The organism is Pantoea sp. Cr_R13 (assembly GCF_029222565.1).
Classification (GTDB): Bacteria; Pseudomonadota; Gammaproteobacteria; order Enterobacterales; family Enterobacteriaceae; genus Pantoea; species Pantoea eucalypti.
Window position 1 is genome coordinate 1 of record NZ_JARHXL010000010.1, and the last position, 779, is coordinate 779.

Genomic DNA, 779 nt, shown 5'->3' on the forward strand with positions numbered 1-779 from the left:
GTAAGGCGGGACACGTGGTATCCTGTCTGAATATGGGGGGACCATCCTCCAAGGCTAAATACTCCTGACTGACCGATAGTGAACCAGTACCGTGAGGGAAAGGCGAAAAGAACCCCGGCGAGGGGAGTGAAACAGAACCTGAAACCGTGTACGTACAAGCAGTGGGAGCCTTCTTTATGGGGGTGACTGCGTACCTTTTGTATAATGGGTCAGCGACTTATATTCTGTAGCAAGGTTAACCGTATAGGGGAGCCGCAGGGAAACCGAGTCTTAACTGGGCGTTAAGTTGCAGGGTATAGACCCGAAACCCGGTGATCTAGCCATGGGCAGGTTGAAGGTTGGGTAACACTAACTGGAGGACCGAACCGACTAATGTTGAAAAATTAGCGGATGACCTGTGGCTGGGGGTGAAAGGCCAATCAAACCGGGAGATAGCTGGTTCTCCCCGAAAGCTATTTAGGTAGCGCCTCGTGAACTCATCTCCGGGGGTAGAGCACTGTTTCGGCTAGGGGGCCATCCCGGCTTACCAACCCGATGCAAACTGCGAATACCGGAGAATGTTATCACGGGAGACACACGGCGGGTGCTAACGTCCGTCGTGAAGAGGGAAACAACCCAGACCGCCAGCTAAGGTCCCAAAGTCATGGTTAAGTGGGAAACGATGTGGGAAGGCACAGACAGCCAGGATGTTGGCTTAGAAGCAGCCATCATTTAAAGAAAGCGTAATAGCTCACTGGTCGAGTCGGCCTGCGCGGAAGATGTAACGGGGCTAAACCATG

Annotated in this window: 1 rRNA gene; it reads left to right on the forward strand. The window is 53.0% G+C overall.

The features are described 5' to 3' along the window. Positions 1-779 (forward strand): 23S ribosomal RNA (locus P2R09_RS06295); the annotation flags it as partial.